The sequence below is a fragment of the Glaesserella parasuis genome, assembly GCF_017352235.1.
GTDB lineage: Bacteria > Pseudomonadota > Gammaproteobacteria > Enterobacterales > Pasteurellaceae > Glaesserella > Glaesserella parasuis.
The window spans coordinates 1,873,999-1,891,969 of record NZ_CP071487.1; the positions used below are offsets into that span (position 1 = coordinate 1,873,999).

Below are 17,971 nucleotides of genomic sequence, written 5' to 3' on the forward strand. Positions count from 1 at the left end.
GGGAGGATTGTACTCGCTATGGGGACGAGTTGCAAAAGATTGAAGGGAATAGGAGCGCTTGTATTATGTGAGTGAATCTTAAAATGCTTACCAATAATGATGATCTCTGTATCATAGAGAATAATTAAAGCACGATATGAATAATAGTTCTTTATATAAAAAATCAACATTGTAAAATATATTCATAACATAGGATTAGCTACATATTCAGATAGCCGTTTATAGATATTCAAATGTCTTTAGAAAAATTATTACTCACTCGTCGTTTTATTTCGACCCTTGCTTATTTTTCAATGCAAACGGTCTTTTTTATCTACCTGCAACAAAAAGGCTTATCTAACGCTCAGATCGCATTTTCATTGTCGGTACTGTTTTTTTGTAGCCAAGCCCTTGCGATTTTTGCAGGGGTATTAGGCGACCGCTATGGTTTAGCGAAAATGATGTTAGTCGGCTGTATGCTCGATGTGATCGCCTATGTTTTCTTCTTGTCAGCGGAAAGCTACACGGTGTTATTAATGGCGACAATGTGCTTTGGTATGGGAAGTTGTCTGTTTGCAACGAATGCAAGGGCGTGCTTACTTACATTGGCTGGCGATGAATATGCGGCGAAAACTCGCTTACAAGGTAAATTCTTACGGGTCACCAGTATGTCGTCAATGGCAGCCCCGTTGCTCGCTATTCCCTTTATCAAATATGAACATATCAATGCGTTAATCTGGTGCTGTTTTCTCTTGGAAGCAGTGTTATTTGTGTTTATGGCAAAGCCGTTCTACCAAATGGAAAATGTGAACAATTTAGTGAAATTTCGTTGGGGGCAAATTCGGGAAATCATCACCAAAGAGTTTATTTTTGTTCACTTAATGCTGTTTGTACCGTTAAGTGTCGCAATGTCGTTTTTTGTGATTTTCCCTTATCTGTTTGACAATAAACTCAATGCCCCGGAGCAGATCCCGATTGCGTTATTTATCAATGGGTTGATGACCGTTGCCCTACAATCGTATTTCTCCAAGCATATCAATTTAACCCGTAAGCAACTTATTTTCGTTAGCCCGATTTTAGTCGTCGGTATGGTTGTGCCTTGGTTTATCACCTTACATTATGCTTCGTTGGTTTCTGCCTATCTCTATCTGGTGATTTTTACCTTGCTTGAAGTGTATGCATTAACGGCAATGGCGAATTTATTAGTGAAATTTGATAACGGTAAAAATCGTGGATTTATCTTCGGATCGTCCCGCTTGATCCAGTCGATTTTGACGATGATGGTGATGAATTTAATTCCTGTGTTGTTTTTGGTATAAAAATAAGCGGTAAGATAATGTATTTCGCCTTCATCTTACCGCTTATAGGGAATGCTATTTTAAAAGATACTCTCTTAACTTCGCAAAATCTGCCGCCATTGTATCCGACAACAGTTCCATTTTGTTATGTTTGTCTAACGCTTCAGGCAACGGCAGTTCAATATCTAAAATACGTTCTACGCTCTCTTTAAATTTCGCAGGGTGTGCGGTGCAAAGGAAAATACCTGTTTCGCCTACTTGTAGCTGATCTTTCAATACTTGGTAAGCAATCGCACCGTGTGGCTCACATAAATAGCCTTCCGCATATTGTGCTTTTAATGCTTCTTCGGTTTCTGCATCATTTAAGGCATCTGAACCTAACTCGCTCAAGCTCCAACCATTACGTTTAAACAGCTCTTCAACACGTGGCCAGTTGTTCGGACGGCTAACATCCATTGCATTTGATAATGTCGCAACCGTTGCATTCGGTTCCCATTTGCCCGATTTAAGATAACGTGGCACAGTGTCGTTCGCATTCGTTGAAGCGATAAAACGCTTAATCGGTAAGCCTAAGGTTTTGGCAATTAAGCCTGCAGTTAAGTTACCAAAGTTACCGCTTGGTACAGAAACCACCACATCGCTACGTTTCTCTTTCGGCAATTGAGCCACCGCTTCAAAGTAGTAACAAACTTGAGCGAGTAAACGACTGATATTGATAGAGTTTGCTGAGTTTAAGCCGATAGCTTGACGAAGTTCCGCATCATCAAAGGCTTGTTTAACTAACGCTTGGCAAGCATCAAAGTCAGATTCAATCGCCACGGTACGAATGTTACCGCCTAAGGTACAGAATAATTTTTCTTGTAATGGACTGATTTTACCTTTCGGATAAAGAATAACCACATTGATATTTTCTAAACCGTAGAAAGCGTGAGCCACTGCCGCACCTGTGTCACCTGATGTTGCTGTTAAAATCGTAATTTTGCCATCGCCACGCACCGCACTTAATGCCTGTGCCATAAAGCGACCGCCAAAGTCTTTAAAAGCAAGGGTTGGACCGTGGAATAACTCTAACGCATAAATATCATTATTCACTTTTGCTAGTGGTGCAGGGAAAGTAAACGCATTTTTCACCATTGCATTTAAGGTTTCTTGTGGCAATTCATCGCCAATCAATGCTGATAAAATCTTTTGGCTACGCTCAACCAGCGGTAATGCTAATAAAGCGTCAATGTCGTCAAATTTAGGTAACACTTCAGGGAAAAATAAGCCCTGATCTTTGCCTAACCCTTGGCGAACGCCTTGGGCAAAATTCACTTGTTCTTCAGGGTGTTTGATGTTGTATAGGTTCATTAATGTTGTCCTTTATTATGAGTAATCGGAAATGGAATGATTGTATCCGTTCACTTCGGTTAGTCAATCACAAGCGGTCGGATTTAGGCGATTTTTTGCAAAAGGTGAGATTAAAATTCAATTTATGTAAACGATTGCGTCTTTTAACCTGTTGTTTTTATATACAAATTCACTAAATAAATGAGATTTACATCACAAAATTTACAAAATACATTTGCAATGTAAAGTCTTTCAGATAAATAATCACATCCGAACATAAAATGTTTGAAATCGAATTTTTCAAAATCACAAAAGTTACAAAGGAGCTTGTATGTTTTCTTTTCTAAAGGCATCTGCACCTGCACCGAGAATTGAAAGTTCTCGTACAGACGCAGAATATCGCAAATTACGTTGGCAAGTATTTGCTGGTGTATTTATTGGCTATGCAGCTTACTATTTGATTCGTAAGAACTTTTCTTTAGCCATTCCTTATTTAATCGAAGAATATGGATTTAGCAAAGCGGATCTTGGTACGGTCGCAGTGGCATTATCTCTGGCTTATGGATTTAGTAAATTCATTATGGGAAATGTTTCAGATCGCTCAAATCCAAAATATTTCATCACCATTGGTTTATTCGGATCAGCAATCATCCGCTTGATTTTTGGTTTAGTACTGGGCGTACTTTCTTCAATTCCATTAATGATCTTACTTGCGGCCTTAAATGGTTGGTTCCAAGGTATGGGTTATCCACCAGGTGCTAAAACGATGACCAACTGATTCTCTCGTTCTGAACGTGGTGCTTGGTGGAGTTGGTGGAACGTGTCACACAACTTAGGTGGTGGTTTGATTGGTCCACTAGCGATTTTGGGGTTATCTATCTTCGGTGTATGGCAATCCTTGTTCTATTTACTGGCACTGATTGCAATTGTACTTGCCTTTGTGGTGCTTTACTTAATGCGTGATACGCCAGAATCACAAGGCTTACCGCCTGTTGATGAATGGAAAGGAGAGAAAGTATTAGAAAAAGTGGAATAAGACATACCCTTTCTTCTAAAGACATTTTCTACAAATATATCATCAACAATAAATTCCTATGGGCGATTGCGAACGTATTTGTTTACTTCATTCGCTACGGGATTATTGACTGGGCGCCAACCTACCTAAAAGAAGTTAAACACTTTACCGTAGACAAACAAAGCTGGGCATACTTCCTTTATGAATATGCAGGTATCTTCGGTATGCTTGCAAGCGGTTACTTAAGTGATAAAGTTTTCAAAGGTCACCGTGCGCCGCCAATGTTATTATTCCTCGTTGGTGTATTAATTGCTATCGTGGTTTACTGGAAAAAACCAGCAGGCAATCCGTTAGTTGATAACATCTGCTTAGTGGCGATTGGTTTCTTAATTTACGGTCCGGTAATGATGATCGGCTTACAAGCGGCAGATTTAGTACCACGTGTTGCAACAGGTACAGCAACAGGTTTAACAGGTTTATTCAGTTACTTACTTGGTTCTGCAAGTGCAGGTTGGGTAATGGGTAAATTAGTGGACGTTTACGGTTGGGACGGTGGTTTCTTTTGCCAAAATCCGACCGCTTGTACTTGTAATTTGCCAATCTGGCTCTATATTACAGCAGTCATTATTTTAATGAATGTAGGGGCGAGGTTTATCCTCGCCCGAATTTATATAAACACATTAACGGGGGATCCCCTCTACACATAAGGAAAAATTATGTCTTTAAATTTAGAACAAGTGAAATTAGAAAGCGTTGAAGCAAAAGGTGGTTATGGTATCGGTTTACAAATCGGTCAGCAATTATTAGGCAGTGGTTTAGATGTTGAACCAGAAGCGGTGGTAAAAGGGATTTTTGATGTGTTAAATCAAAACCCACCTGCATTAGATTTGAATGAAGTAACCAAAGCGTTACAAGAGTTATCTCAACGTGCCGAAGCAGAACAAGCAAAAGCTTTTGAAGCGTTAGCGGCAGAGGGTAAAGCGTTCTTAGAAGAGAATAAAAAACACCCAGCTGTGAAAGAAACAGAAAGTGGTTTGCAGTATGAAGTGTTAGTGGAAGGTACAGGTAAAGTGCCTGCGAAAACAGATAAAGTACGTGTTCACTATACGGGTTCATTAATCGACGGTACGGTATTCGACAGCTCAGTGAAACGTGGTACACCAGCAGAGTTCCCAGTCACCGGCGTGATTGCAGGTTGGGTTGAAGCATTACAGATGATGCCTGTGGGTTCAAAATGGCGTTTAACCATTCCACATAACCTTGCTTACGGTGAGCGTGGCGCAGGTGCGTCAATTCCGCCATTTAGCACGTTAATTTTTGAAGTGGAATTATTAGATATTGTTTAAGTGATAAAGGACGTCATGCTGGCGTCCTTTATCATTCAATGAATCGTCTTATTTCAACACTGCCAACGCCGCTGCATAGTCAGGCTCTTGTTTGATTTCAGGGACTAATTCACCGTGTAGCACTTTATTGTTTTCATCTAATACAATCACTGCACGAGCAGTTAAACCTGCTAATGGGCCTGTTGCAATATCTACGCCTACCGCTTGATGGAAGGCTTTGTTGCGGAATGTTGAAAGTGTTTGGGCATTTGCAATTCCCTCAGCACCACAGAAACGTGCTTGGGCGAAAGGAAGATCAGCAGAAATGCAAAGTACCACTGTGTTTGCGAGTTCGGCGGCTTCTTTATTGAAAACACGCACGGAAGTTGCACAAATACCTGTATCAATACTTGGGAAGATGTTAAGAACTTTGCGTTTTCCTGCGAAGTCGGAAAGTGATACGTTTTCTAAGCCATTGCTCACTAATGTAAAATCTGCCACGAAACTGTCCGCTTGTGGAAATTGTCCTGCAACTTCAATTGGGTTGCCTGCTAATGTAATTTGGGTCATAACTGCTCCTTAATGGTTGAAAAAACCTGTTCAATATAACGATTTCTTGTGTAAATTGAAATGAATTTTAACGATAGTTTTTGGTTATCTTTTTGGCAAATAGCAATATCTCGGCTATACTTCCGTTGGTATTTTTTTTCAAAGGTTTTTGACTATGTTAAAACTATTTCGCATTGTTGCAGTTGCTTCCCTTGCAATGTTAATCAGTGTTATTGGTACTCTTTATGCGTTAATTCGTTTACGCCACCCTGATAGTGTTAGCGTTGTGGCTAAAATGTTTGGTTCTCTTCATCAATTGCTTGGCGTTAAATTAATTACACGAAATAGAGCTGCGTTTGATCAACCTGCTATCTATATCGGTAATCATCAAAATAATTATGATATGGTGACGATTGCGGCGATGGTGCCTCCTCGTACGGTAAGCATTGGTAAGCGTAGCCTTATTTGGATACCTTTTTTTGGTTTGATTTATTGGGCGACGGGGAATATTTTTATTCATCGTGAAAAACGTAGTAGTGCCATCAATACGATGAATAAAGTAGGTGAAATTATTCGTGATAAACAGCTCTCAGTATGGATGTTCCCTGAAGGTTCGCGTAGTCGTGGACGTGGGTTGCTTCCTTTTAAAACGGGAGCATTTCATACGGCGATTGCAGCTGGTGTGCCTATTGTGCCGATTGTCTGTTCAACGACTCATAATAAAATTGACTTAAATCGTAAGGATAATGGCGTGGTGATTTGTGAGCAATTAGAACCGATTGATACGTCGGGTTATGACCGTGAAAATCTCAAAGAGCTTATCGAAAAATGTCACCAAATTATGCAGGCTAAAATAGAACAATTAGATCAAGAAGTCGCACAATTAGAACGTAAATAATATGAAACTTTCTCGCCGTCAATTTTTACAACGCTCTACATTAGCTGGGGTAGCTACTTTTGCCCCTACGTCGTTATGGGCGAAAAATCGTCCTAGTTTAACCATTCCGCCGATGATTGAAGTGGGGCGTGGTCGTCCTGTTCGATTGGATTTTCGTCCTGCTCAAACGCAATTTAATAAAGGGAAGCTGGTTGATGTTTGGGGTGTAAATGGGCGTTATCTTGCCCCCACGGTACGAGTGAAGTCAGGTGATTTTGTCAAGCTGACCTATACTAACAACCTGCCACAAGCATTATCGATCAATATCCAAGGGCTACAAGCTCCAACGGAAATGATTGGCTCTATTCACCGAGCTATAGACAAAAACAGCAGTTGGTCGCCGATTTTATCGGTTAATCAATCCGCTTGTACGGCTTGGTATCACGCAGACACAATGTTAAATTCCGCTTTCCAAGTTTATCGTGGTTTGGCAGGTTTGTGGATCATTGAAGATAATGAAAGTAGAAAAGCGTCACTGCCTAATAAATATGGGGTTAATGATATTCCGCTGATTTTGCAAGATCAGTTGATTAACAGTGATGGCGTTCAAGTAATTGACACTCAAACTAATCAATTTTTTGGCAAACGCCTTTTTGTTAATGGGCAAGAAAGTCCTTATTTTGATGTACCTCGTGGCTGGGTTCGTTTGCGGATTGCGAATGCTTCCCTCTCTCGTCATTATGATTTACGTTTAGACAATGGCAAACCGCTCTATTTAATTGCAACGGGGATTGGTTTTTTAGCGGATATGGTTGAAATGGAACATATTTCCCTTGCTCCATCGGAACGAATTGAAGTTTTAGTGGACTTAAATGAGGGAGATAAGGTTTCATTAATCACTGGCAAGAAGCGAGATTTTTTTGATGAAATTGGGAAATTATTCAAAGATAACAATGAGTTAAATGATAATGTGGTGTTAGAGTTTCGCCCAGAGGGGTTGCCTTCAGCGTTAAATGTGACACCAAAACTTCCCCCATTTAATGTGGAAGAATTTAACTTAAAAATTACCCAAGAACGTAAAATCAATCTCCGCCCACAAGACCGTTTAATCAATCAGCAACGATTTGATCCTAAGCGGATCGATTTTACGGTAAAAAAAGGAACAGTGGAACGTTGGTATTTGACCACAACGGAAGCGGTTGGTTTTACCTTACAGGGTGCCAAATTTATGGTGGAAACGAGAAATCGTCAGGCTGTGCCTCATAAACAGTTGGCTTGGCGAGATTGTGTATGGTTAGAACCAACCCAAGAAACTACATTGTTAGTTAAGTTTGAGCATACAGCCTCTGAGCAACAGCCATTCACCTTCGGGGTATCCGATTTAATGTTACGAGATCGTGGCTGTATGGGGCAATTTGTTGTTGCGGAATAGCATTAAGCGGTCGGATCAGCGAGAAAACTTGCAAAAAAATGTGGAAATCTTACCGCTTATGTCACATTCACTGATAAAATACAGCGGTTTTTATTTCTGCCAAAACAGATAGGAAAAATTATGACAACAGAATACTTAGATTTTGAATTACCGATTGCAGAGCTTGAAGCAAAAATTGAAGCATTGCGTTCCGCAGTAGGTAATGACAACAAAATCAATCTTGATGATGAAATTGCACGTTTACAGAAAAAAAGTGAAGAACTCACCAAGAAAACGTTCTCAGATTTAGATGCGTGGCAAATTTCTCGTATGGCTCGCCACCCAAGTCGCCCTTATACCTTAGATTATATTGAGCGTATTTTTACCGAATTTGATGAACTTGCTGGCGACCGTGCTTTTGCAGATGATAAAGCGATTGTTGGCGGTATTGCTCGCTTAGATGGTCGTCCAGTGATGGTAATTGGGCATCAAAAAGGGCGTACCGTGAAAGAAAAAGTGAAACGCAATTTCGGTATGCCAGCACCAGAAGGCTACCGTAAAGCCCTTCGTTTAATGCAGATGGCAGAACGTTTCAATATGCCGATCATCACCTTCATTGATACGCCAGGGGCATATCCAGGCATTGGTGCGGAAGAGCGTGGGCAGTCAGAAGCGATTGCACGCAACTTGCGTGAAATGTCCACCTTAAAAGTACCTGTTATCTGTACGGTTATCGGCGAAGGCGGTTCAGGCGGTGCCTTAGCGATCGGCGTGGGCGATAAAGTGAATATGTTGCAATACAGCACTTATTCAGTGATTTCCCCTGAAGGTTGTGCCTCTATCTTATGGAAGAGTGCTGAAAAAGCCTCAACCGCTGCGGAAGTGATGGGTTTAACCGCACCACGTTTAAAAGAACTTGAGTTAATTGATAATATCGTACCAGAGCCATTAGGCGGAGCTCATCGTAACTTTGATGAGATGGCAGCAAATTTGAAACAACGTTTACTTGAGGATTTAGCAGACTTGGATCCGTTAAATGCAGAAGCATTGCTTGATCGCCGTTATCAGCGGTTGATGGGTTATGGGTATGTGTAGAGAATTTTAGGAGGAAGTGAAAAATTTTGTGATCTTGCTCCAATTTTTGAAAAAAAGTTGAATTATTTCTTCGCCTTTATTTCGTATTTAGAGTATTATAATCGTTGTCAAATAATAAGAAAAAATTCCTCAATATCGTCGAGTTTATGTGGCATTATTTAATCCGTAATGCCACATTTTTTATTTTGTCTACTATGCCTTTTATTTTCACTGATGCCGCTTAAAATGGGGTTTGAATATTCTTAAACTCATTTGTCTTATGTTTTGTGTAGTGTAAACCAATCCAACATAACCATCATTAAATAAGTAAGATAAATTAGGGAAAAAATTGAATTAAACGGAATAATGTGAAATAAAAAATGAAAAGGCATTACACATAGAGAAATAAAAAACTCAGCCGATTTTGACTGAGTTTTTCATTTTAAGGGGAAGGGAAATCACTCTTTGAACATATCTAACTGGCGTTTAGCAACTTCTTCTTTTTGGACTCGCTTCACAATCTTGTAGATCCATTGAAGAGAAAGCCCGTATTTCTTGGCGAGAAAAGAATGGTTATTACCAGTAAATTCATTATAGATTTGTTTTTCTCGTTCACAAGCGAACAATTCCAATGCTTTTGGCATATAAACATTCAAACCGCCCCAAGACTGCCCAATTTTCATTGCTACAATCATTCCTATATTCTCCGCAAGCTCTTCACAAATGCCAAATTCTTTCGCGGCAACCACAGTATGTTTCGCCAAATCTGCCAATAGGTCAGGGGCTTTCGTGTGAAAATCTTCATTGTCAAATTTGGCGATACTCATACTAATTACCTACTCGTTTTTTCCATTGTTTTAAGGTTTCTAACAAAGAAGCTGTATCAGTGGCGGAAAGATCTTTCCAATGTTTAACTGTTGGAAAATAGCGTTGTGCGAAGATATCTAATGCACGAGAACTTCCTTCAGCTACGACATTTTCCTTTGCCATTTGCTTCCATACCGCCCACAGTTTTCGCTGAATAGGCGACAGTTTTTCAGCCTTAGGCAACCGAATCTTAGCCCCTTTTTCTTGCAGTATTTTCACAAGTTTTACAAGCTCTGAATAGCTTATATTTTTTGCAGAATTTTGGTAGAATTGTTGAGTTAGGTTAAGAAACGCGGTAAACTAGTACAAATCATTGTGTGTGAAGAGGAGATCATTATGTTTAAGCAGCTTCAACAAATTGGTAAAGCGTTCATGTTACCAATTGCCATTCTACCTGCTGCAGGTTTGCTACTAGGGATTGGTGGCGCATTATCGAATAAAGCGACGGTACAGGTCTATCCTCTTTTAGATAACCCCGTGTTACAAGGCATTTTCCAAATTATGTCTGCCGCAGGCAGTGTGGTTTTTGCTAATCTGGCGTTATTACTTTGTATCGGTTTAGGCATTGGTCTGGCTAAACGTGATAAAGGGGTCGCTGCATTAGCGGCAGTAGTCGGTTATTTAATCATGACGGGCACCATTAATGCCTTAATCAGTATTTTTTCGCCAGAAGTGAAAGGGATTGATACGGGGGTGATTGGATCATTAGTGATGGGATTATTAACCGTGAAGTTACATAATCGTTACCATAATATCCAGTTACCCCAAATTCTAGGGTTCTTTGGTGGATCGCGATTTGTTCCTATTGTTACCGCGTTTGCGGCAATTTTTGTTGGTTTCCTCTTTTTCCTTATTTGGCCAACTTTCCAAGGTTGGTTAGTATCCGCGGGTGAGGGTATCGCCTCTATGGGCGCAATTGGGACGTTTTTTTACGGCTTTTTGATGCGTTTGAGTGGAGCGGTGGGATTACATCACATGATTTATCCGCTCTTTTGGTATACAGAGTTAGGGGGAACGGAAATTGTAAACGGTGAAACCATTATCGGGGCACAAAAAATCTTTTTTGCCCAATTAGCTGATCCGAACCATCAAGGGTTATTCACTGAAGGGACTCGCTTCTTCGCGGGGCGTTTCGATACCATGATGTTTGGTTTACCCGCCGCCTGTTTGGCAATGTATCACTGTGTACCTAAAGCACGTCGTGGTTTGATTGGTGGTTTGTTTTTAGGGGCCGCCTTAACGTCGTTTATTACAGGCATCACAGAACCTATCGAATTTATGTTCTTATTTGTGGCACCTTGGTTGTATGTTTTCCATGCTTTCTTAGATGGTGTTTCATTCTTTATTGCTGATTTCTTGAATATTTCGATTGGTAATACTTTCTCGGGTGGCTTTATTGATTTCCTTTTATTTGGCATTTTACAGGGGAATGAAAACACAAACTGGATCCTCGTAGTCGTTGTCGGTGTGTTTTGGGCAATGTTATATTACTTTAGCTTCCGTTTTCTGATTACGAAATTTGATGTGATGACACCGGGCAGAGCTGAAGAACAGGAAGAAGTGGTTGAATCGACTAACTCTTCGTTAACTGAAAATGCACATCACATTATTGAGGCATTAGGCAAGGCTGAAAATATTGAACATGTGGATGCTTGTATTACACGTTTACGTGTGAATGTCAAAGACGTGAAAACAGTAGATAAAGCACGTTTAAAAGCATTAGGGGCAATTGATGTTCTTGAAGTTGGTGGAGGTATTCAAGCGATTTTTGGGGCAAAAGCGGTGTTATACAAAAGCGAAGTTAACCAAATTTTAGGTAAAGAAGATTAATTTTCTTGTCCAAGATAGCATGCCTCTAAAGTATTTTAGAGGCATTTTTGTTGCGTAGAAATATATTTTGAGATGCCTATGGACTTATCTTATGTCCTTGTTAGAATTGGGATAATATTGATTGATTTTAGTGCAGTAGATTTATGAAAATGTTAACAGATTTGTTCGATGCTTTTTTAGCCTCAACGCATTTTGCGATTTTAGCGAAAATGGCAATGGCAATGCTATTAGGCGGAATCATCGGCTTAGAGCGTGAATTAAAACGTAAAGCAGTAGATACCATAAGACACAACAAATTTTATTTCATAAATGTGTCTAAATTAAATGCTGTCTGTTTTTGCAAAACAGCCTGTGCAATAGTGACTAATTTACGCATTAAAGCCGTGATAATCACCATTTTAGGTTTGCCGCATTCAAGCAATCGCAGCACAAACGAGCGATATACGCTGTTTTTGTAGCTGCCAAAGGCAAAGTTCATTGCAGGGCAAAAGAGTGCCTTACGAATGTCGGATTGCCCGATTTTTGAAATACCAATAACGGTATTTAAACTTTTCCCCGAACTTTTAATCATCGGGGTTAAACCTGCAAAAGTGGCGGCTGCTTTCGCGTTTTTAAAACGATTTCCATCACCTAAATGGGCAATCAGTTGAACGGCGGTTGCAAAGCCAATAGCAGGAATAGTGCAAAGTAATTTTACATTGTTTTTCAATGTATTATCTGCATTAATGCACTGTTTAATTGTTTTTTCCAAAGCCTTAATTTGCGCTTTGATGAAGGCAATCATCTGCTGTGTTGAAGCAATGCAATCGCTGTCAAGCAACATTGTTAGCCGTGTTTTTTCTTGTGCCAACTGTTTTTTCAGGTGGTCAAGTTGGCGATTTTTACGCAACAATTCCCGTTGAGCAGGTGAAATTGGCTGATAAATCGGTAATTTATGACGCTTTTCATCGGCATAATCAGCAAGCATTTTTGCGTCGATTTTGTCGGTTTTAGAGCGTAAATTATCGGTTTTCGTGAAATTTGCACTGCATTTAGGGTTAATCACGCTAACGGTGATTTGCTGTTGGAACAGAAAATCTGCCAAAGCTTCGTGATAAATATTGGTGGCTTCCATCACGCAGTGAAAAGTTTCACCAAATGTATTGAGCCATTGCATAAGTGATTGAAATCCTTCTGGATTATTTTTAAACACTTTATGCTTATGTTTGCCATTTTGTAATTTAATGGCAACATCAAATTTAGCTTTGGCAATATCAATGCCAACGTAATATAATGGGTTATCCATTTGACCTCCAAACCTTGTGAATGCGGGCTACGGAAAACGTGCCTGAGATACCATTCGGGGTGATAGTGGATGAGAAAGTAGGCTTATATCTACACTACGTGCTTAATGGCACAAGGGGCGAAGCAACTCTACTTTCTCTATAACCCCATTATGAAGGTACTCGTAATGGGGTTTTCTTTTGCCTATATTCTAATACAAGGGGTGAAGACTTGTGTCATTATCGCGGTAACAACCTGTGTATTAACCATTGTGTCTATTCAAGCCGCTGAGCATTATGCTCAAGTGTCAGAAAATATCCGCACTGATCCTATGCGTTTAGCCGCTCAAGTGATTAGTGGGATTGGCTTTTTAGGTGCGGGGGTGATTTTACGTAAAAGTAATGATGCGATTTCAGGCTTAACGACGGCTGCGATTATTTGGGCGGCTGCAGGTATTGGTATTGCCAGTGGCGCAGGCTTTTTCTTTGATGCGATTATTGCGACCGTGATGATTTTAATTGCTGTTCGTTTAAGTATGTGCTGGCAATAGAGCGCAATCCGTGGGCTGTTAATCTGTCTTTATATTTACCGCCAACAAGTAGCTTTATTGCTCTATTGGCTGTCTGTGAACTCATTGATCTATTCGGGTTTGTTCCGCTCTGGAAAACAAAACGCTTATAGCCTGTGATACTTTTTATTTTTTCTAGAAGGGTGATCGCTTGACGAGATAATGGAACAGTATGCGAACGTTTGCCGCCTTTCATTTTTGGGGCTGGAATAGTCCACGTCTTTTTAGCAAAATCAATTTCTTGCCATTCAACAGATACAGCTTCTCTTGGTCTTACCATTGTGAGCAGTTGCCATTTAATCAGAATTTTGACTTGTATCGAGCTATTACTATCATCTAAATCAGATAAAAATTCAGGTAATAATTCAGGGCGTATGGTCGGGTTATTTTCTGCAGTATGCGTTGAGAAATTTGCAGATACATTCACGCATTTATTAAACTCAATCAACCCCATATTTACAGCAAAATTTAGCACTTCATTCAGCAACCTAATAACACGATGCAACGTATCACCCACGCCACGCACTTTTAGGGGTTCAACAGCCTTAATCACCATTTTGGGGGTAATCTCTGAAACCGCTACATTCCCAATTTTACTAAAAAGATGATTTTCCAATCTAGCCCAATTCTTTTCCATTGTCTTAGGCTGTACTTCTAACGATTTCTTTTCACGCCATTTCTTAGCAACAGCTTCAAATGTGTTTTCTCTTTTTGAGATTTCTTCATCTACGATATTTTGACGATGAACTTTAGGATCGATATTTTTCGCAAGTAAAGCACGCCATTCATCTCTTATCAGTCTTGCTTGGGCTAAAGAAATTTCAGGATAAGCACCAATACCTAGATTTGTTCGCTTGGGTGGAGTAGAGAAAGGTTTATAGTAATTGAAAAGCCAAAATTTTTTGCCATTGGTTTTTACTCGTAAAAATAAACCTTGCCCATCCATAAGACTATAATCCTTATCTTTAGGTTTTGCTTTTTCTACTTCAGTATTAGTTAAAGGTTTGGTAATTCTTGCCATAATTTAGGAACCTTAGGAACACAATAATTTTAGGAACACGAAAAATAAAAACGCTGCAAGCCTTATCTATCAAGGCTTTCACGATTTTTAGGAACACTGGATTTTCAATATTATAACCTGTGTTCCTAACGGTGTTCCTAAAATTTGCGATTAAATACGAAAAAAGACGATAAAAAACGATAAGCAAAAAGGATAAAAAAAGGTTTTGGGGCTTTGTGTATCAAGGGTTTTGCGAAAGGTTGCGATAGGCTAAGAAAGGTTATTTGGTCCCCCCTACCGGACTTGAACCAGTGACCAAGCGATTATGAGTCGCCTGCTCTGACCGACTGAGCTAAGGGGGGAATCTCAAAATTACGGTGAATTATAGAAATTATTTGGGCAAAAATCTAGTTATCTTGTTTTATCAGATGAAAAAAAGCTCAATTCTATCTAAATAACTAGTATCTACCTGATCTTATAGATAATATAAATGGGTATATTAATCTCTTCCCCACCGTTAGACTAGTTCAGCCCTTTTAATTGCACTTGAATATATGTGAATCGTTTAATAACTTGCCATTCGATATAGCTAACTTGGTTCGTCATTCGGGAGAATAGTTCAAACTTGGGAGTCATTGTTAAATCATAAGCAATAATTTCATCATTAAATAAAACCCTGAATTAGCGATAGGTGAGGTTTATCCTCTATACGTTAATCGGGCTACTTAGTCTAACTGTTAGGCGCTGAACAGCCACCAATCTCTTATCAATCCAAACTTTTTGTTGTTTTATATTTCATTTGGTTATTTGCAAGCGGTCTAATTTGCCCTTAAATTTGCAAGCAATCAATCTTACCTATCAAAAGGAACTTATTATGTTTAAAAAATTATCAATCGTTGCATTATCTTTAGCGGCAGTTTTCACTTCTACAGCAGCATTGGCAAAAGAGTCTTTATTAGATCGTATCAACAACAAAGGCACTATCACTGTGGGGACGGAAGGGACTTATGCACCTTTCACTTACCACGATGCAAGCGGTAAATTAACAGGCTACGATGTGGAAGTTACTCGTGCAGTAGCTGAAAAATTAGGCGTAAAAGTTGATTTTAAAGAAACTCAATGGGACGCAATGTTAGCGGGCTTGAAAGGCGAACGTTTTGATATTGTAGCAAACCAGGTGGGCTTAACGACTCCAGAACGTCAGGCAACCTTTGATAAGTCTGCAGAATATAGCTGGTCTGGTGCGATGTTATTAGCTCGTAATGATGAAACCCGTGTAAGCAAAGCAGAAGATGTGAAAGGCTTAAAAGCAGCTCAGACCTTAAGCTCTAACTATGGCGAACTGGCACAGAAAAATGGGGCTGAACTTGTTGCGGTTGATGGTATGGCTCAGGCGTTATTATTACTTCAACAAAAACGTGCAGATGTGACCTTCAATGACTCGCTTGCATTGTTAGATTACTTGAAGAAAAATCCAAATTCAGGCTTAAAACCAGTTTGGCAATCTGCGGATAAAGTGGGAGCTGGTTTTATTGTGAACAAAGGCAACACCGAAGCTCTTGCAAAAATTAGTCAAGCAGTTGAAGAATTGAAAAAAGACGGTACGCTTAAGAAATTAGGTGAACAATTCTTTGGTAAAGATATCAGTGTTAAATAGTTTATTACTTTCTCTACCATTTATGACGGAAGCTCGTGTTGAGCTGGTCATAAATGGTTTCTGGCCGATGGTACAAGCGGCCTTTTTAGTTTCTATCCCTTTGGCAATCGCTTCCTTTATTATTGGTATGGCGATTGCCGTTGGGGTAGCGTTAGTTCGTGTTACTTCCGTCAATAGCGCGTTCCATCGTCTGTTACTCTGGTTCGTCAAAGGCTATATCTCGATCATTCGTGGTACGCCAATGTTGGTGCAAATCTGTATTGTCTTCTACGGATTACCTGCGATTGGCATTTTTATTGATCCGATCCCAGCGGCAATTATTGGTTTTTCGATCAATATCGGAGCTTACGGTTCTGAAACTATTCGTGCAGCTATTCTTTCTGTGCCGAAAGGTCAGTGGGAAGCAGGTTATACCATCGGTATGACCTATATGCAGACATTCCGCCGTATTATTGCACCACAAGCGTTTCGTGTTGCCGTACCGCCATTGAGTAATACCTTTATTGGTCTATTCAAAGATACTTCTCTGGCATCTGTTGTGACGGTCACAGAGATGTTCCGTGTAGCTCAACAAGTGGCAAATATGTCCTATGACTTCTTACCAGTCTACATTGAAGCTGGCTTGATTTACTGGTGTTTCTGTTGGGTGCTGTTCTTTATTCAAGCACGCTTAGAAAAACGTTTTGATCGATATGTGGCGAAATAACAATGATTAAAGTACGAAACATTCATAAAACTTTTGGCAATAACACCATTTTGCGTGGGATTGATTTAGACATTCAAAAGGGGCAAGTGGTTGTGATTTTAGGGCCGTCTGGCTCAGGTAAAACTACCTTTCTTCGCTGTTTAAATGCGTTAGAAGTGCCAGAGCAAGGCACAATAACCTTTGATAACGATGCCCCGTTGCACATTGACTTTACAACCAAATCAGCCAAAAAAGAGATCCTTACTCTACGCCGTAAATCAGGTATGGTTTTTCAAAACTACAATCTCTTTCCCCATAAAACTGCAATCGAAAATGTGATAGAAGGCCCTGTGTTTGTACAAGGTAAAAAACCTGAACAAGCTAGAGAAGAAGCCTTAGCATTATTAGCCAAAGTGGGATTAGCAGATAAAGTCGATCTCTATCCATTCCAGCTTTCTGGCGGACAGCAACAACGTGTCGGCATCGCCCGTGCTTTAGCCATTCAACCTGAATTAATGCTGTTTGATGAGCCGACTTCTGCTCTCGACCCTGAATTAGTGCAAGATGTGCTAAACACAATGAAAGAGCTGGCAAACGAAGGCTGGACAATGGTTGTGGTTACACACGAAATTAAGTTTGCGTTAGATGTGGCAGATGTTGTGGTCGTGATGGACGGCGGTGAAATTGTAGAACAAGGCTCGCCTGAGCAACTTTTCAGCAATCCTCAACACGAACGGACGAAGCGGTTTTTGCATCAGATTAATAAAAATTGAGCATCTGAGTACTAAGTGGTTTGTAATAACTTATGTTCGTAATACTGACAAAGTGGCAAAAGCAGCATAAGAGCCTTATTTGTTGATCGTAGGCAGTGCAGGTATTGATTTGTTGCATTGAATGTGAAATTGGTTGATATACCAGCATTTCCACAAGAAATTCATCTGTTAGCACGGTGCGTATTTTAGCGAACGAATAGGCGTAACGGGTTGGTTACGAAGGGGGGCGGGGGGAATATCGTTTAGACGATGATTATATGCTGATGAACGGAGAAGCCTCAGCAGGTATCAGCGTAGCAGATTTATCCATTGCCATTGCAGACGATTCGGAATACAAGCACATTTGTTTAAACTCTTTACTGGGCGAGTAGGTAATTTGGTGTGAAAATATGGTGTGGGATTTTAGAATATTGAGATTTACCCCCCCCCCCCGAAAAATTATTAATAGCGTTATTTATTTGTACACAATAA

At 39.9% G+C, this 17,971-nt stretch carries 15 protein-coding genes, 1 tRNA gene and 3 pseudogenes; 12 read left to right on the forward strand and 7 right to left on the reverse strand.

The genetic code is table 11. The features are described 5' to 3' along the window. The first annotated feature begins 233 nt into the window (after positions 1-233). Complete coding sequence (locus J1G47_RS09530) at positions 234-1,298, forward strand: MFS transporter (protein WP_160403458.1); 1,065 nt, start codon at positions 234-236, stop codon at positions 1,296-1,298. A gap of 54 nt (positions 1,299-1,352) precedes the next feature. Here the strand turns inward: J1G47_RS09530 and thrC are convergent, their stop codons facing one another. Next, positions 1,353-2,627, reverse strand: a complete 1,275-nt coding sequence (thrC, locus tag J1G47_RS09535) for a threonine synthase (protein WP_005711444.1) — start codon at positions 2,625-2,627, stop codon at positions 1,353-1,355. A 310-nt stretch (positions 2,628-2,937) separates the two neighbouring features. Between thrC and pgtP the strand changes: the two are divergent. Further along, positions 2,938-4,184: pseudogene (gene pgtP / locus J1G47_RS09540) on the forward strand (phosphoglycerate transporter protein PgtP); the annotation flags it as partial. Positions 4,185-4,337: 153 nt separating this feature from the next. Further along, positions 4,338-4,967: an FKBP-type peptidyl-prolyl cis-trans isomerase gene (locus tag J1G47_RS09545; protein WP_015940060.1), complete on the forward strand. Its 630-nt coding sequence runs from the start codon at positions 4,338-4,340 to the stop codon at positions 4,965-4,967. A 48-nt stretch (positions 4,968-5,015) separates the two neighbouring features. Here J1G47_RS09545 and tpx read toward each other — a convergent pair whose 3' ends face one another. Further along, a complete protein-coding gene (gene tpx, locus J1G47_RS09550; protein ID WP_075605919.1) occupies positions 5,016-5,516 on the reverse strand; it encodes a thiol peroxidase in 501 nt (166 codons plus the stop codon). A 154-nt stretch (positions 5,517-5,670) separates the two neighbouring features. Here tpx and J1G47_RS09555 point away from each other — a divergent pair, with 154 nt between their 5' ends. From J1G47_RS09555 to accA, 3 genes are all read left to right on the forward strand, one after another. Next, the gene (locus J1G47_RS09555; protein WP_021115562.1) at positions 5,671-6,393 is read left to right on the forward strand and encodes a 1-acylglycerol-3-phosphate O-acyltransferase; all 723 of its coding nucleotides are present in this window, start codon (positions 5,671-5,673) and stop codon (positions 6,391-6,393) included. 1 nt (position 6,394) lies between these two features. Next, complete coding sequence (locus J1G47_RS09560; RefSeq protein ID WP_075592569.1) at positions 6,395-7,804, forward strand: multicopper oxidase domain-containing protein; 1,410 nt, start codon at positions 6,395-6,397, stop codon at positions 7,802-7,804. 120 nt (positions 7,805-7,924) lie between these two features. Beyond that, the gene (gene accA, locus J1G47_RS09565; RefSeq protein ID WP_005711455.1) at positions 7,925-8,878 is read left to right on the forward strand and encodes an acetyl-CoA carboxylase carboxyl transferase subunit alpha; all 954 of its coding nucleotides are present in this window, start codon (positions 7,925-7,927) and stop codon (positions 8,876-8,878) included. Between the two features lie 437 nt (positions 8,879-9,315). Here accA and J1G47_RS09570 read toward each other — a convergent pair whose 3' ends face one another. Then, positions 9,316-9,684, reverse strand: coding sequence for a Mor transcription activator family protein (locus J1G47_RS09570; RefSeq protein WP_010787222.1), 369 nt, complete (start codon positions 9,682-9,684; stop codon positions 9,316-9,318). Position 9,685: 1 nt separating this feature from the next. Then, positions 9,686-9,970, reverse strand: coding sequence for a regulatory protein GemA (locus tag J1G47_RS09575; RefSeq protein WP_234886085.1), 285 nt, complete (start codon positions 9,968-9,970; stop codon positions 9,686-9,688). A gap of 90 nt (positions 9,971-10,060) precedes the next feature. On the opposite strand from J1G47_RS09575, the gene J1G47_RS09580 reads away from it, so the two are divergent. Then, positions 10,061-11,554, forward strand: a complete 1,494-nt coding sequence (locus J1G47_RS09580; protein WP_010787224.1) for a PTS transporter subunit EIIC — start codon at positions 10,061-10,063, stop codon at positions 11,552-11,554. A 143-nt stretch (positions 11,555-11,697) separates the two neighbouring features. Next, positions 11,698-11,829, forward strand: a pseudogene (locus J1G47_RS11920) (MgtC/SapB family protein); the annotation flags it as partial. A 23-nt stretch (positions 11,830-11,852) separates the two neighbouring features. On the opposite strand, the gene J1G47_RS09585 reads toward J1G47_RS11920, so the two are convergent. Continuing rightward, positions 11,853-12,839, reverse strand: a complete 987-nt coding sequence (locus J1G47_RS09585) for an IS110 family RNA-guided transposase (RefSeq protein WP_005714908.1) — start codon at positions 12,837-12,839, stop codon at positions 11,853-11,855. A gap of 198 nt (positions 12,840-13,037) precedes the next feature. Here J1G47_RS09585 and J1G47_RS09590 point away from each other — a divergent pair. Continuing rightward, positions 13,038-13,352 (forward strand): annotated as a pseudogene (locus J1G47_RS09590) (MgtC/SapB family protein); the annotation flags it as partial. Here the strand turns inward: J1G47_RS09590 and J1G47_RS09595 are convergent. Then, a complete protein-coding gene (locus J1G47_RS09595) occupies positions 13,312-14,406 on the reverse strand; it encodes an integrase arm-type DNA-binding domain-containing protein (RefSeq protein WP_075592706.1) in 1,095 nt (364 codons plus the stop codon). The pseudogene J1G47_RS09590 and the gene J1G47_RS09595 sit on opposite strands and share 41 nt — an antisense overlap. 264 nt (positions 14,407-14,670) lie before the next feature. After that, a tRNA-Ile gene (locus J1G47_RS09600) sits at positions 14,671-14,747 on the reverse strand. A gap of 512 nt (positions 14,748-15,259) precedes the next feature. On the opposite strand from J1G47_RS09600, the gene J1G47_RS09605 reads away from it, so the two are divergent. From J1G47_RS09605 to J1G47_RS09615, 3 genes are read left to right on the forward strand one after another with little or no spacing between them, the layout of a single operon-like run. After that, on the forward strand, positions 15,260-16,042 hold the full coding sequence (locus tag J1G47_RS09605) for an amino acid ABC transporter substrate-binding protein (RefSeq protein ID WP_010787229.1): 783 nt from the start codon (positions 15,260-15,262) through the stop codon (positions 16,040-16,042). Next, a complete protein-coding gene (locus J1G47_RS09610) occupies positions 16,032-16,748 on the forward strand; it encodes an amino acid ABC transporter permease (protein ID WP_010787230.1) in 717 nt (238 codons plus the stop codon). The genes J1G47_RS09605 and J1G47_RS09610 overlap by 11 nt, the downstream gene beginning before the upstream one ends. Positions 16,749-16,750: 2 nt before the next feature. Next, on the forward strand, positions 16,751-17,500 hold the full coding sequence (locus J1G47_RS09615; protein WP_010787231.1) for an amino acid ABC transporter ATP-binding protein: 750 nt from the start codon (positions 16,751-16,753) through the stop codon (positions 17,498-17,500). Positions 17,501-17,971 lie beyond the last annotated feature (471 nt).

Excerpts from the sequence above, each read along its gene's own strand:
- J1G47_RS09530 (WP_160403458.1), top strand. The coding sequence starts at position 234 with ATGTCTTTAGAAAAATTATTACTCACTCGTCGTTTTATTTCGACCCTT.
- thrC (WP_005711444.1), bottom strand. The coding sequence starts at position 2,627 with ATGAACCTATACAACATCAAACACCCTGAAGAACAAGTGAATTTTGCC.
- J1G47_RS09545 (WP_015940060.1), top strand. The coding sequence starts at position 4,338 with ATGTCTTTAAATTTAGAACAAGTGAAATTAGAAAGCGTTGAAGCAAAA.
- tpx (WP_075605919.1), bottom strand. The coding sequence starts at position 5,516 with ATGACCCAAATTACATTAGCAGGCAACCCAATTGAAGTTGCAGGACAA.
- J1G47_RS09555 (WP_021115562.1), top strand. The coding sequence starts at position 5,671 with ATGTTAAAACTATTTCGCATTGTTGCAGTTGCTTCCCTTGCAATGTTA.
- J1G47_RS09560 (WP_075592569.1), top strand. The coding sequence starts at position 6,395 with ATGAAACTTTCTCGCCGTCAATTTTTACAACGCTCTACATTAGCTGGG.
- accA (WP_005711455.1), top strand. The coding sequence starts at position 7,925 with ATGACAACAGAATACTTAGATTTTGAATTACCGATTGCAGAGCTTGAA.
- J1G47_RS09570 (WP_010787222.1), bottom strand. The coding sequence starts at position 9,684 with ATGAGTATCGCCAAATTTGACAATGAAGATTTTCACACGAAAGCCCCT.
- J1G47_RS09580 (WP_010787224.1), top strand. The coding sequence starts at position 10,061 with ATGTTTAAGCAGCTTCAACAAATTGGTAAAGCGTTCATGTTACCAATT.
- J1G47_RS09585 (WP_005714908.1), bottom strand. The coding sequence starts at position 12,839 with ATGGATAACCCATTATATTACGTTGGCATTGATATTGCCAAAGCTAAA.
- J1G47_RS09595 (WP_075592706.1), bottom strand. The coding sequence starts at position 14,406 with ATGGCAAGAATTACCAAACCTTTAACTAATACTGAAGTAGAAAAAGCA.
- J1G47_RS09605 (WP_010787229.1), top strand. The coding sequence starts at position 15,260 with ATGTTTAAAAAATTATCAATCGTTGCATTATCTTTAGCGGCAGTTTTC.
- J1G47_RS09615 (WP_010787231.1), top strand. The coding sequence starts at position 16,751 with ATGATTAAAGTACGAAACATTCATAAAACTTTTGGCAATAACACCATT.